The sequence below is a fragment of the Marinobacter sp. NSM genome (assembly GCF_052380025.1).
Taxonomy (GTDB): domain Bacteria; phylum Pseudomonadota; class Gammaproteobacteria; order Pseudomonadales; family Oleiphilaceae; genus Marinobacter.
Window position 1 is genome coordinate 825,814 of sequence record NZ_JBQTCK010000001.1, and the last position, 13,962, is coordinate 839,775.

General features: G+C 58.6%; 10 protein-coding genes. 3 read left to right on the top strand and 7 right to left on the bottom strand.

The window, feature by feature from the left end; translation table 11 throughout:
- Window positions 1–60: 60 nt before the first annotated feature.
- The 7 genes from cmk to purU form a co-directional block, all read right to left on the bottom strand.
- On the bottom strand, window positions 61–741 hold the full coding sequence (cmk, locus tag ACTZWX_RS03875; RefSeq protein ID WP_061332741.1) for a (d)CMP kinase: 681 nt from the start codon (window positions 739–741) through the stop codon (window positions 61–63).
- Window positions 741–2,969, bottom strand: coding sequence for a bifunctional prephenate dehydrogenase/3-phosphoshikimate 1-carboxyvinyltransferase (locus ACTZWX_RS03880; protein ID WP_444712803.1), 2,229 nt, complete (start codon window positions 2,967–2,969; stop codon window positions 741–743). The genes cmk and ACTZWX_RS03880 overlap by 1 nt, the downstream gene beginning before the upstream one ends.
- Before the next feature lies 1 nt (window position 2,970).
- Complete coding sequence (gene hisC / locus ACTZWX_RS03885; RefSeq protein WP_152438336.1) at window positions 2,971–4,095, bottom strand: histidinol-phosphate transaminase; 1,125 nt, start codon at window positions 4,093–4,095, stop codon at window positions 2,971–2,973.
- A 33-nt stretch (window positions 4,096–4,128) separates the two neighbouring features.
- Window positions 4,129–5,226: a prephenate dehydratase gene (gene pheA, locus ACTZWX_RS03890; RefSeq protein WP_072677094.1), complete on the bottom strand. Its 1,098-nt coding sequence runs from the start codon at window positions 5,224–5,226 to the stop codon at window positions 4,129–4,131.
- Window positions 5,227–5,228: 2 nt separating this feature from the next.
- The gene (gene serC, locus ACTZWX_RS03895; RefSeq protein WP_072677093.1) at window positions 5,229–6,311 is read right to left on the bottom strand and encodes a 3-phosphoserine/phosphohydroxythreonine transaminase; all 1,083 of its coding nucleotides are present in this window, start codon (window positions 6,309–6,311) and stop codon (window positions 5,229–5,231) included.
- Entirely contained in the window at window positions 6,308–8,881 is a 2,574-nt protein-coding gene (gene gyrA, locus ACTZWX_RS03900) for a DNA gyrase subunit A (protein ID WP_444712804.1), read from the bottom strand. Before gyrA ends, serC begins: the two co-directional genes overlap by 4 nt.
- A 126-nt stretch (window positions 8,882–9,007) precedes the next feature.
- Entirely contained in the window at window positions 9,008–9,862 is an 855-nt protein-coding gene (gene purU / locus ACTZWX_RS03905; RefSeq protein WP_058090533.1) for a formyltetrahydrofolate deformylase, read from the bottom strand.
- A 140-nt stretch (window positions 9,863–10,002) separates the two neighbouring features.
- Here purU and ggt point away from each other — a divergent pair, with 140 nt between their 5' ends.
- Genes ggt through ftsH form a run of 3 tightly spaced genes read left to right on the top strand, consistent with a single transcriptional unit; the run spans window position 10,003 to window position 13,957 of the window.
- Complete coding sequence (ggt, locus tag ACTZWX_RS03910; protein ID WP_444712805.1) at window positions 10,003–11,766, top strand: gamma-glutamyltransferase; 1,764 nt, start codon at window positions 10,003–10,005, stop codon at window positions 11,764–11,766.
- Between the two features lie 44 nt (window positions 11,767–11,810).
- The gene (locus tag ACTZWX_RS03915) at window positions 11,811–12,059 is read left to right on the top strand and encodes a YkoF family thiamine/hydroxymethylpyrimidine-binding protein (protein ID WP_061332734.1); all 249 of its coding nucleotides are present in this window, start codon (window positions 11,811–11,813) and stop codon (window positions 12,057–12,059) included.
- Window positions 12,056–13,957: an ATP-dependent zinc metalloprotease FtsH gene (ftsH, locus tag ACTZWX_RS03920; protein WP_444712806.1), complete on the top strand. Its 1,902-nt coding sequence runs from the start codon at window positions 12,056–12,058 to the stop codon at window positions 13,955–13,957. The genes ACTZWX_RS03915 and ftsH overlap by 4 nt, the downstream gene beginning before the upstream one ends.
- Window positions 13,958–13,962 lie beyond the last annotated feature (5 nt).

Consider the following 13,962-nt stretch of genomic DNA (forward strand, 5'->3'; position numbering starts at 1 on the left):
ATCAGCCAGCGGCTGGCAATTTAGCGCTGTTTCCGGCATTCCAACAACAAAAAGGTGTAGTCAGGCCTGACCTGCTGCGGCCATACACCTGTCTAACACCTCTTCTATACTCAAACCCGTAGAATCAATGACTTGCGCATCATCCGCAGGCTTGAGAGGGGCCGCTGACCGGTTCATATCCCGATCGTCGCGCACCCGTATCTCTTCCAAAAGGGCGTCAATGTTAACATCGACCCCTGCTTGCTTCAACTGATTATAACGGCGCCGCGCCCGCTCCTCGGCACTGGCGGTCAGGAATATCTTTACCGGCGCATCGGGGAAAACCACCGTCCCCATATCCCGACCATCTGCCACCAGCCCGGGCAGCTGCCGAAAATCCCGCTGGCGCTGCAACAGGGCATCTCGCACCGGCTGTATCACCGCCACCTTTGAGGCATTGTCGCCACAGGTTTCAGTGCGGATTTCCGAGGTTACGTCCTCACCTGCCAGCACCACCTTGACCGGGTGACCTTCTCCGGTGGGCTCGAAAGCCACATCCAGGGTAGCCGCCACCTTTACCAGACCGGCTTCGTCATTCAATGCCACGCCCTGTCGCATAGCCGCCAATGCCGTCAACCGATAAAGTGCCCCGCTGTCGAGCAGATGCCAGCCAAGCTTTCTGGCCAGCATCTGAGTGATGGTACCTTTACCGGAACCTCCGGGACCATCAACGGCGATTACCGGTGCCTTGCTTTGGGTCATTAAAACTCGCCTTCTGTACTGATTTGAATGCCAGTCTTTTTGGCCAGGTCGACGAAGCCCGGGAACGACGTGGCCACATTTGAGCAATCGTTGATATGGATCGGGCCTGTGGCGCGCAGTGAGGCAACGGCGAACGACATGGAGATCCGGTGATCTTCATGGCTTTCAACCGTGCCGCCACCAATGGTCTGGCCGCCCTCAATAATGATGCCATCCGGGGTAACCGTGGTTTCCACACCCAGGGCAGCCAGGCCATCAGCCATTACCTGAATCCGGTCACTCTCTTTTACCCGCAGCTCTTCGGCCCCGCGCAACACGCTGCGGCCCTTGGCGCAGGTTGCAGCAATAAACAGCACCGGGAATTCGTCGATCGCCAGCGGCACCTGGTCTTCCGGAATATCGATACCGCGCAGCTCTGCGGACCGAACACGCAGGTCAGCCACAGGCTCGCCGCCAATCACCCGCTCTTCGAGCACCTCAATGTTGGCGCCCATCTGGCGAAGGATATTGATCACCCCTACCCGTGTCGGATTCATGCCAACATGGCGCAGGGTCAGGTCGGAATCCGGAGCGATACTCGCCGCCACAAGGAAGAATGCCGCTGAGGAAATATCCGCCGGCACGTCAATGGCGCAGGCGGTCAGCTTGCCACCACCGGTGACGCTGGCTGTGGCTCCATCACGGTGAACGTGGTAACCGAAGCCCTCCAGCATTCGTTCGGTATGGTCACGGGTCGGTGCGGGTTCCGTTACCGACGTCACGCCTTCGGCATACAGGCCCGCCAGCAGCAGGCAGGATTTGACCTGGGCACTGGCAACCGGCATTTCATAGTGGATACCGGTCAACGGGTTACCGCCGCGGATCCCGAGCGGTGGGCGACCGCCCTCGGCGGTATCAATCACCGCACCCATCGCACGCAGCGGGTCAGCAACCCGGCCCATGGGCCGCTTGGACAAGCTGGAATCACCGGTTAACTCGGAATCAAACGGCTGTGCCGCCAACAAGCCCGAGAACAGGCGCATGGCGGTGCCAGAGTTACCCAGGTAAAGAGGGCCGCGCGGCGCCTGGAGGCCATGCATACCTACGCCATGAATGCGCACGAAACCGTCTTCCGGGCCTTCAATGGTTACACCCATATCCCGGAATGCCTGCAGGGTGGCCAGGCTGTCTTCACCCTCAAGGAAACCCTTCACCTCGGTGACACCTTCAGCAAGGGCTCCCATCATGATCGACCGGTGCGACATGGATTTGTCACCCGGAACCCGAATATCACCCCGAACGGAACCGCCGGGCTGCATATGAAAAATAACCTGCTTGTCGGTATTGTTTGTCACGTAGGCCTGTCCTGAAAGCATCTTCGAAAAATGTTCCCGCGCCGCTTTGGCGCGACTGAAAACCCGCAGCAGAGTTGCGCCATCGCCGCTGGCAATGGCCGCCCTGAGCTGATCCAGGTCTTGGGTAAAATGGTCAATCACGCGCAATACGGCGTCGCGGTTTGACAGAAAAATGTCATGCCACATCACCGGATCACTGGCAGCAATGCGGGTGAAGTCCCGGAACCCGCCGGCGGCGTACCGGAAAATGTCCATATTCTCGTCTTCGCCCGCCAGGGTGTCCACCAGGGAAAAAGCAATGAGATGGGGCAAATGACTGGTGGCCGCCAATACTTCGTCGTGGTACGCCACCGACATGGTCAGGACCGTTGCACCGGTGCCCTCCCACAGCGCCGTAAGCCCTGAAAGCGCTGCGGCATCGGCATCGTCGGCCGGGGTCAGAATCACTTTATGGTTGGCGAACAGCTCCGGATTGGCAGCGCGGATACCGCTTTTCTCGGAACCGGCAATCGGATGGCCGGGGATCACTCTTGGCGACAGGCTGCCGAATACCGCTTCAACATCCGCAACAAAACTGGACTTGGTGCTGCCGACATCCGTCAAAACCGCGTCGCTAGCCAGCCAGGGCTGGATCTGTTCCAGCACCACCCGCGTTGCCCGTACCGGCACGGCCAGCACCACCAGATCACTGCCGCGCACCGCCTGTTCCAGAGTGGCCGCCGCCTCATCAATAACACCGAGATCCACGCCCAGCGCCGCGTCTTCCGGCTTCTGATCAAAACCCACTACAACCCGGGCCAGGCGTTGCTTGCGAATAGCGCTGGCGAGCGAGCCGCCAATCAGCCCGAGACCAATCACCGCAACTCGCTGGAACAGAGGCTGATCGTCAGCCACCTCAGCCTCCCTGCCCGGCAGCCGCCAGGGACTGGGACAAGGCATCCAGGAATCGCTCGTTTTCCTCTGGGAGCCCCACCGACACCCGCAGGTGATACGGCATGCCATAGCCGGCGATCGGGCGAACAATCACACCATGAGACAGCAGCGCCTGATAGATTCCCTGGGCCTGATCGCCCACTTCAACGGCAATAAAATTACCCGCAGACGGAATATAAGGCAGGCCCATTAATTCAAAGGCTTCCGATAACTGACGCAGGCCAGCCTCATTCACTTCCCGGGAACGATTTAGATAGGCTTCATCCTGCAAAACCGCAGTGGCCGCCGCAAGGGCGACCGAGTCAACATTAAACGGCTGCCGCACCCGGTTCAGGATATCAGCAATGGCCGTCGAGCTGATGGCATAGCCAACCCGCAAAGCTGCAAGCCCCCAGGCTTTGGAGAACGTGCGGCAAACAATCAGATTAGGATAACGCTCAAGCAGTTTGATGCCGTCCGGGTATTCACTACCGGTCAGATACTCGCAGTAGGCTTCATCCAGAACCACCAATACCCGCTCCGGAATTTGATCCAGAAATGCCTCAATCGCCTTCGCCGTGTGCACGGTACCGGTAGGATTGTTGGGGTTGGCCACGAACACCAGCTTGGTGCGTTCGGTCACCGCGGCCGCCATGGCGTCCAGATCGTGCCCCCACTCTTTGGCGGGAACCGGCACCCCTTTGGCACCAATGGCCTGGGTAACGATGGGATAAACCGCAAAGGCATATTGGGAAAACACCACTTCACTATCGGTGTCGGCAAAACAGCGGGCAATCACCTCGAGCACATCATTAGAGCCGTTACCCAGGGTAATCTGATCCATACCCACGCCAAACCGGTTGGCCAGTGCCTGTTTCAGCTCAAAGCCGTTGCCGTCCGGGTACAGGCAAAGTTCTTCCAGCGCTTTACGAGCGGCCGCCAGGGCCTTCTCGCTGGGCCCCAGAGGGTTCTCGTTGCTGGCCAGCTTGATGATCTCCGCGGGATTCAACCCCAGTTCCCGGGCAAGCTCCTCAATGGGCTTACCGGGCTGATACGGAGACAGAGCCTGAACACCTTTTACCGCAAGACTCTGGTAATCCACTGCCATTCAACTTTCCTCCCGTTGAGGTCTGTTCAGGAATCAAAGCACGCCGATGGGATAGGAGCCCAGGCGCTTCAGCTCCACGGCTTCCTGGTCGATTTCTGACAACACTTTCTTTACCTGCTCATCTTCCACGTGCCCCTCGAAATCGATGTAGAACACATAGGCCCAGGTACCACTGGGCGATGGCCGGGTTTCGATGCGAGTCAAGCTGATGCCATGGCGATGGAAAGGCTCCAGCACCGCATACAGGGCGCCAGGCTTGTTGCGCATGGACACCAGTACGGATGACTTGTCCTGGCCGCTGGCCGGCACCTCTTCGCGCCCGATAATAAGGAAGCGGGTGGTGTTGTCCGGGCGGTCCTCAATGCTGTTGGACAGCTTTTCCAACCCGTACAGCTCTGCGGCCATATCACCAGCAATCGCAGCGGAGCCGGGCTCTTCCGCCGCCCGGCGGGCCGCTTCCGCATTGCTGGACACGGTGATTCGCTCAATGCCGTAGCGGTGCGTATCCAGCCACTGGCGGCACTGGGCAAACGACTGCTGATGGGAATAGATGCGAGTAATGTCCTGGTCTTTGTGTTTGGGCGAGACCAGCAAATGGTGGTGTATGCGCAGCTGCACCTCACCGCAAATCTTCAACGGCGAGGAAATAAACATATCCAGCGTGTGGTTGACCATGCCTTCGGTGGAGTTCTCCACCGGCACCACACCGTATTGGGCCGCACCGGATTCCACTTCGCGGAACACTGCGTCGATGGCTGGCAGCGGAACGCTGATAACCGAATGGCCAAAGTGTTTGAGCGCCGCCGCCTGGGTAAAGGTGCCCAAGGGCCCCAGGAACGCGATGTGCATCGGCTTCTCCAGGGCCAGGCAGGCAGACATGATCTCCCGGAACAATCGGGCCATCTCTTCCGCTGGCAGTGGGCCGGGATTCTGTTCCTTAATGCGGCGCAGCACCTGGGCTTCCCGTTCGGGACGGTAGAAGAACACGTCCTGGCCAGGATTGGCAGCCATCTTCACATTGGCCACTTCCTGGGCACACTTGGCGCGAGCGCTGATCAACTGCATGATCTGTTGATCAAGACTGTCTATTTCGTCCCGCAGTTCGCCCAGGCGGGTCTTCTCATCCGTCATGATCAGCCCCGCTCCTTCGCAAATTCCGCCATATAGTCAATCAACGCATCCACGCCCTCTTCCGGCATGGCGTTGTAGATACTGGCGCGCATACCACCCACAGAGCGATGCCCCTGCAAGTTGAGCAACCGGCGCGCTTCTGCACCCTTAAGGAACTCACCATTAAGAGCATCGTCCGCCAGGGTAAACGGTATATTCATCCAGGAACGGAAGCGCGGCTCAATGGGGTTGGCGTAGAAATCGTTGGTGTCGATGAAGTCATACAACTTCCGGGCTTTACGGGCGTTGATCTCACCCATGGCCTTGACGCCGCCCTGCTCTTTCAGCCATTTGAACACCAGGCCAGACAGATACCAGGAATAGGTGGCCGGGGTGTTGTACATGGAGCCGTTATCCGCGATGACCTGATAGTTCATCATGGTCGGCGTTTCCTTGCGAGCCTTACCCAGCAGGTCCTTGCGGATAATCACCACCACCAGGCCAGACGGCCCGATGTTCTTCTGGGCGCCGGCGTAAATCAGCCCGAACTTGTTGATTTCCAGCGGGCGCGACAGCATGGTGGACGACATATCCGCCACCAGCGGCACACTGCCGCTGTCCGGAATGAAGTCGTATTCCAGGCCACCGATGGTTTCATTTGGGGTGTAGTGCAGGTAAGCGGCATCGGCACTGGTGTTCCAGGTTGACTGATCCGGAATGGTGGTAAACCCGCCATCCTCAGAGCTGGCCACCACATTCACGCTACCGTAGCGCTTGGCCTCGGCAATGGCCTTTTTGGACCAGATACCGGTGTTCACATAATCGGCCGACGACTTGTCACCAAGCAGGTTTAGCGGGATGGTGGAAAACTGACTGGAAGCTCCACCCTGCATGAAGAGTACGGCGTAATCATCTGAAATGCCTGCAAGTTCCCGAAGGTCCTTTTCAGCCGCATCGGCAATGGCCACAAACTCGTCACTACGATGGCTCATTTCCATAACCGACATACCGGTGCCACGCCAATCCAGCATCTCGTCACGAGCCTGCTTCAGCACGGCTTCCGGCAAGGTGGCCGGACCGGCACAGAAATTAAACGCCCTGCTCATTCTTCGGTTTCCTCGCCTTCTACTTCGACGTCGTCGTCATCAGACTCTGCAATACGCTCCACACCCACCAGGCGCTCATCCTCCTGAGACAGGCGAATCAGGCGCACACCCTGGGTATTCCGGCTAAGCACGGAAACCTCGTCGGTACGGGTACGCACCAGGGTGCCCTTGTCGGAGATCAGCATCATCTCGTCGCCTTCAAACAGCTGAAGCGCCGTTACCAGATTACCGTTACGCTCGGAGCACTGCATGGCGATAACGCCCTGGCTGCCACGGCTGTAAGCCGGGAACTCATCAATCGCGGTACGCTTGCCGTAGCCGTGCTCACTGGCAGTAAGAATCACACCGCCTTCCTGCGGGATAATCAGGGACACCACATGGTAGCCTTCCGGCATCTTGATACCACGTACACCACGGGCGGTCCGGCTCATCGGGCGTACCTGCTCCTCCTGGAAGCGGACGGCTTTGCCCGCAGTGGAAAACAGCATCACTTCGGCGGAACCATCGGTAATGGCCGCGCCAATCAGGGTATCGCCTTCATCCAGGTTCAAAGCAATCAGACCACTGCTGCGCGGACGGGAGAAGTTCGGCAGCGGGGTTTTCTTGACCACACCGGCAGAGGTGGCCATCAATACAAACTGGTCTTCCGGGTAATCCCGCACCGGCAGGAAAGTGGTAATACGCTCACCTTCTTCCAGGGGCAGAATGTTGACCATCGGCCGACCACGGGAACCACGGCTGCCACGGGGAATCTCGAACACCCGCAACCAGTACACCTTGCCACGGTTGGAGAAACACAGAATGGTGTCATGGGAGTTGGCCACCAGCAGCTTCTCGATGAAGTCTTCGTCTTTCATCGATGTAGCTGCCTTACCGCGGCCACCGCGGCGCTGGGCCTGATAATCTTCCACCGCCTGGGTCTTGGCATAACCGCTGTGGGAAATGGTGACCACCAGGTCTTCTTCATCGATCAGGTCAGCAATCGTCAGATCACGCTGCGAACTGGTGATCTCAGTGCGGCGCTCGTCACCGAACTCGGCAACCACGGCTTGCAGCTCCTCGCGGATGACCTGCATCAGGCGGTCCGGGTCCGCCAGAATTTCCAGCAGGCCGGCGATCTTCTCGAGGATATCCTTGTACTCGTTCTGGAGCTTTTCGGTTTCCAGACCGGTCAGGCGGTGCAGGCGCATGTCCAGAATGGCCTGGGTCTGCTCCGGAGACAGGTAATACAGACCATCACGCAGGCCGTAGATTTCCGGCAGGTCGTCAGGCCGGCAGGCGTCTTCGCCAGCCCGCTCCAGCATGGCCAGAACATCGCCTGGTGCCCAGCCCTTGGACATCAGCTTTTCTTTGGCTTCCACAGAGCTCGGTGATGCTTTGATCAGCTCGATCATTTCGTCGATGTTGGCCAGGGCAACCGTCAGACCTTCCAGGATATGGCCACGTTCACGGGCCTTGCGCAGCTCGTAGATAGTCCGGCGCGTTACCACTTCACGGCGGTGGCGAACGAACGCATCGAGCATTTCCTTCAGGTTCAGAATCTTCGGCTCGCCGTTAATCAGCGCCACCATGTTGATACCGAACACGGTTTGCAGCTGAGTGTGGGCGAACAGGTTGTTCACGATCACTTCGGGGTTTTCACCACGGCGAAGCTCGATCACCACCCGGATGCCTTCCTTGTTGGATTCATCACGAAGCTCGGTGATGCCTTCCAGGCGCTTCTCTTTAACCAGTTCAGCAATCTTTTCGATCAACCGTGCCTTGTTCAGCTGGTACGGCAGTTCGGTGATGATGATGGCGTCGCGATTGGTTTTCTTGTCGTGCTCAATCTCGTGGCGGGCGCGGATGTAAATACGGCCGCGGCCAGTGCGGTAAGCTTCAACAATGCCGGCTCGGCCATTGATAATGCCCTGGGTTGGGAAATCCGGGCCGGGAATAAACTCCATCAACTCGTCAATGGACAGGTCCGGGTTATCAATCAGCGCCAGACAACCATTAACCACTTCGGTCAGGTTATGGGGCGGAATATTGGTCGCCATGCCCACGGCGATACCGGAAGAACCATTCACCAGCAGGTTCGGTACGCGGGTTGGCAAAACTTCCGGGATACGCTCGGTGCCGTCGTAGTTGTCGACGAAATCCACGGTTTCCTTGTCCAGGTCCGCCAGCAACGAATGGGCAATTTTCTCCATGCGGATTTCGGTGTAACGCATGGCGGCGGCGTTATCACCGTCGATCGAACCGAAGTTACCCTGACCGTCCACCAGCGGGTAGCGCAAGGAGAACGGCTGAGCCATACGAACGATGGTGTCGTAGACCGCGGAGTCACCGTGGGGGTGGTATTTACCGATAACGTCACCCACCACACGGGCGGATTTCTTGTATGCCTTGTTCCAGTCGTTACCCAACTCGGACATGGCGAACAGCACCCGACGGTGCACGGGCTTGAGGCCGTCACGCACATCTGGCAGCGCCCGGCCGACGATAACGCTCATGGCGTAATCGAGGTAGGACTGCTTCAATTCGTCTTCAATATTGACCGGCAGGATCTCTTTGGCTAACTCACCCATCGAGAAAGGTTCCTTTGCGTTATCTGGAAGTCGTACCGGGGCCGTTTCCGGGCCCCGTCTTTATTCTTCAACAAGCCGCCAAGCATACCACAGTCCAGTACCCCGAGGGGCGACTGTGGCACAGCCTTAATCGAACACTACGGTCTTGTTTTCGTAGGTAATCACGCGGTCTTCGATGTGAGACCGAAGACCACGGGCCAGCACGTTCTTTTCAACGTCTTTGCCCAGGCGAACCATGTCTTCAATGGAATCGCTGTGGCTGATGCGAATCACGTCCTGCTCAATGATCGGACCTTCGTCCAGGTCCTGGGTCACGTAGTGGCAGGTGGCCCCGATCAGCTTCACACCCCGGCTGTAGGCCTGGTGATACGGGCGGGCCCCGGCAAACGACGGCAGGAAGCTGTGGTGAATGTTGATCACCTTGCCAGCGTACTTTTCGCAAAGCTCAGCCGGCAGAATCTGCATGTAACGGGCCAGCACCACCACGTCGGCATCGTACTTCTGGAAAAGCTCTTCAATGTGAGCAAAAGCCTCTGCCTTGTTTTCCTTGCTGACCGGTATATGGTGATAGGGAATATCGTGCCACTCCACCATCCGGCGCAGGTCATCGTGGTTGGAAATAACCGCCACCATTTCGGCGTTCAGTTCCTTGCTGTGCCAGCGGTGCAGAAGGTCCGCCAGACAGTGCGATTCCTTGCTGCACATCAGGATGACACGTTTGGGCCGGGCGGAATCAGCGATGTGCCATCGCATGTTGAATTCGCGGGCAATCGGTTCGAACGCGGCGCGGAACTGATCAAGCCCGAAGGGAATCGACTCAGCCTTGATCTCGTGACGCATGAAGAACCAGCCAGACTGGGTGTCTGAATGGTGGCTCGCCTCGGTAATCCAGCCGTTGTAGGTGGACAGAAAATTACTCACCTTGGCAACAATCCCTACCCGGTCCGGGCAGGAAATAACAAGACGATAGGTATGCTCCATTAAGCCTTTCCTTAACTTGAATCCGGGAAAGCGGGTGCGCCGGAAAACCGCAAACATCCGCCTGCGGTGGCGTGCCTGGGCGCACCGGTAAAAATGACCGGCTATGATAGCCTATCTGGCAGCCAGAAACGAGGAATCCAATGACACACAGAGTGATCCACAGCCCCCGGCCAAGAATTCCACTGAGGCGCCTGTGGGGCCTGACAGCCGCACTGATAGCGTCACTGGCACTGAATGCCGCCTACGCCAGCAATCAGGCCATCCTTGAGGGCGAGCGATTCCACCCGGTTCAGGCCACCCAGGGCATGGTAGCCACCAGCCACACCCTGGCCAGCGAGGTGGCCCTGCAGGTTCTCAAAGACGGTGGCAACGCCATTGATGCAGCAGTCGTCGCAGGTTTTGCACTGGCGGTCACCCAGCCTCGCTCCGGCAACATCGGTGGTGGCGGCTTTCTGCTGTATGCGCCCGGTGACGGCAGCGCGCCAGAAGCCATCGACTACCGGGAAACCGCCCCGGCCAGCGCCAGCGAAACCATGTTCCAGGATGACGATGGCAACGTCGTCAGCCAGCGAAGCCGCTTCAGTCACCAGGCCGCCGGCGTGCCCGGCACCGTCGCTGGCCTGGCCCTCGCGCTGGAACGGCACGGCACTCTGTCGTTAAGGGAAGCCCTGGCCCCGGCCATCCGGCTCGCTCAGGAGGGCTTCGTGGTTCCCCATCGTTTCACCGAAGGCCTGGAACAAGCCAGAGAACGCCTGCAACGCTGGCCCGCTACCAAGGCGACCTTTTATAAGGAGGACGGTTCGGCACCGCAACCGGGTGAAGTTTTCAAGCAACCTGACCTCGCCGACACCCTTAAGCGCATTGCAGAGCATGGCCCAGAGGGTTTTTACCAGGGGAAGACCGCCCAGTTGATTGTCGAGGAGATGCAACGCCACGACGGCCTGATCACGCTGGATGACCTCACAGCCTATCGGCCCGCCATCCGGCACCCGGTGCATGGCCAATACCGTGGATACGACATCTACTCCATGTCGCCACCCTCCTCCGGCGGCACCCATATCATCCAGATCCTCAACATCCTTGAGGGCTTCCCCATTACCGAGATGGGCCACAATTCCGCCGCGACCATTCATCACATGGCCGAGGCCATGAAACTGGCCTATGCCGACCGGGCTGAATACCTGGGCGATACCGATTTCGTGGAGGTTCCGCTGCGCGGGCTGACCAGCAATGCCTATGCAGCAGAGTTACGAAAAGGCATCAACCCGGACAAGGCCCGGCCCGCCAGCGACATCAAACCCGGCCAGCCGGCTGCCTATGAAAGCCCCGAGACTACTCATTTTTCCGTGGTGGACCGCTGGGGCAATGCGGTATCCAACACCTACACCATCAACTTCAGCTATGGTTCCGGCATTACCGTGGCGGGCGCTGGCTTCCTGCTAAATAACGAAATGGATGATTTCAGCGCCAAGCCGGGTGAGCCCAATGCTTACGGCCTGATCGGCGGCGAGGCCAACAAGATCCACCCGGGCAAACGCATGCTCAGTTCCATGTCCCCGACCGTGGTGCGCAAAGACAACCGCAACTTCCTGGTAACCGGAAGCCCTGGCGGCTCCCGCATTATCACCACCACCCTGCAGGTTCTGATGAATGTGATAGACCACAACATGAACATCCAGACCGCCGTTGCCGCGCCCCGCATCCACCATCAGTGGCTGCCCGACGAAATCCGCATGGAACAGGGCATCAGCCAGGACACCGTGCGCCTGCTGGAGGCCAAAGGCCATGAGGTCACCACCAGCACCGCCATGGGCGCTATCCAGAGTATTATGATTGTAGAAGACGGCACCCTCTACGGCGGTGCCGATCCACGCCGGAGCACGTCATCGGCGATGGGCTTTTAACCGGGCGGGAATTGACCCGCCTCAGACTGTTTGGGAGGCAAATCATGTATCTTTCTGTACAGCTGAGCTGTTATCCGCTTAAAGACGATTACAAGCAACCGATCTGGGATCTGATTGATCGCCTGAAACAAACCGGCCTGGAAGTCTATCCCGGGCGTATGAGCACCGAAATTTTCGGCGACTATGATGAAGTAATGACTGTGCTGTCCGATACCATGAAGTGGTCTTTCGAAACCTACGGAAAATCGGTGTTCGTGGCCAAGATCATGGAGGGCGACCGGAGGCCAAGATGACCCATCCGAATGAACCAGGCAAACCCGATAACAACGACAAGCCTCAACCAGCCATACCGAACCAGTATTCATTCCTGTGGCTGAGCGCCGCCTTTTTCCTGATGTTTTTGTGGCTACAGGACACCGGTCGCCCGCAGCAGCAGGAAATGGCCTATTCCGAGTTTAAAGGAGCGGTACTGAACGGGCAGGTGCAGGAGGTCACCCTGCGCAACGAAGAAATCCGTGGCCGGTTAACCGAGGCCGGTGCCGCCCGGTTCAGTTCCGATACCGGGCGCAGCACAGAGAATTTCCTGACGTTACGGCCACCGGTCGACGATCCGGATTTGCTGTCATTGCTGGAGCGGCAAGAGGTTGTCATTCGTGGCGCGCCCTCGGGCCGGCCCTGGTGGCAGGAACTGATTCTTGGCTTTTTGCCCTGGATACTGTTGCTGGCGCTGATGTTCTGGTTCTGGGGCGCCGCACAAAAACGAATGACCCAAGGTGGCGGACCATTCGACTACGCCAAATCCCGAGCCCGCCGGGCCCGCAAGGAAACCTCAAGCACCACCCTGGATGACGTGGCAGGCATAGAATCCGCCAAGCGCGATATCGCGGAGATCATCGACTTCCTGAAGTCGCCCGAAAAATACCGGCGCCTCGGGGCAGTGATGCCCAAGGGTGTGCTGCTGGTGGGGCCACCGGGAACCGGCAAAACCCTGTTGGCGAGAGCAATCGCCGGGGAGGCAGAAGTACCCTTCTTCAGCATCAGCGCCTCGGAGTTTATTGAAATGTTCGTGGGCGTAGGCGCCGCACGGGTTCGGGACATGTTCCAGAATGCCCGCAAGGAAGCACCCGCACTGATCTTCATCGACGAGCTGGATGCCATTGGCCGCTCCCGGGGCGCAGGCCTGGGCGGCGGACACGATGAGCGGGAACAAACCCTGAACCAGATCCTGACCGAGATGGACGGCTTCGAAGCCCACGAGAATGTTCTGGTGCTGGCAGCCACCAACCGCCCGGACGTTCTGGACAGCGCCCTGCTCCGCCCCGGCCGTTTTGACCGCAAGATTACCCTGGATCGCCCACACAAAGAGGCCCGGGAAGCCATCCTCAAAGTGCACGTGCGCAAAGTGCCATTAGCCGCCGATGTGGACCTTGCGCAGTTATCGGCCCGCACCACGGGTTTCTCGGGCGCAGACCTGAAAAACCTGGTCAACGAAGCGGCCCTGACCGCTGCAAGGGAAAATCTGGACGAGGTTAACGCCCACTGTTTTGAGCAGGCCCGGGACCGACTGATTCTTGGCGAGGAGCGGGATGCCCAGCTAACGCCGGAAGAACGGGAAGTGGTGGCCTACCACGAGTGCGGGCACGCCATCATGGCCTATTACATGCCCAGGGCCGACCCACTCACCAAGATCACCATCATCCCCCATGGCATGGCCATGGGCGTAACCGAACAAACGCCCCGGGAAGACAAATACAATTACACTGAAAGCTACCTGCGGGATCGCATCAAAGTGATGCTGGGCGGCCGCTCCGCCGAGAAAATCATCTATGGCGAAGTCAGCACCGGTGCCCAGAACGATCTTAAAGAAGCCACCAAGCTGCTGCGCCGAATGATCGGCCAGTGGGGCATGAGTGAGAAAGTGGGCCCGCTGGGACTGGGTATTGGTGAGGAGCATGTATTCCTGGGACGGGAGATGGGTGCCCCCCGGGAGTACAGTGAAAAGCTGGCCGACCTGATCGATTCGGAAATCCAGTCGCAACTCATGGATCTGGAATCCTACACCGTCAACTTCCTCAAGGAACACCGCAAGGAGTTGGACGCCTTGGCCAAGGCGGTGATGAAACACGAAACCCTGTCCACCGAGGAAATCACTGAGGTGTTGAGCAAAGCCGGCGACCGGAAAATTGCCTGATTCTC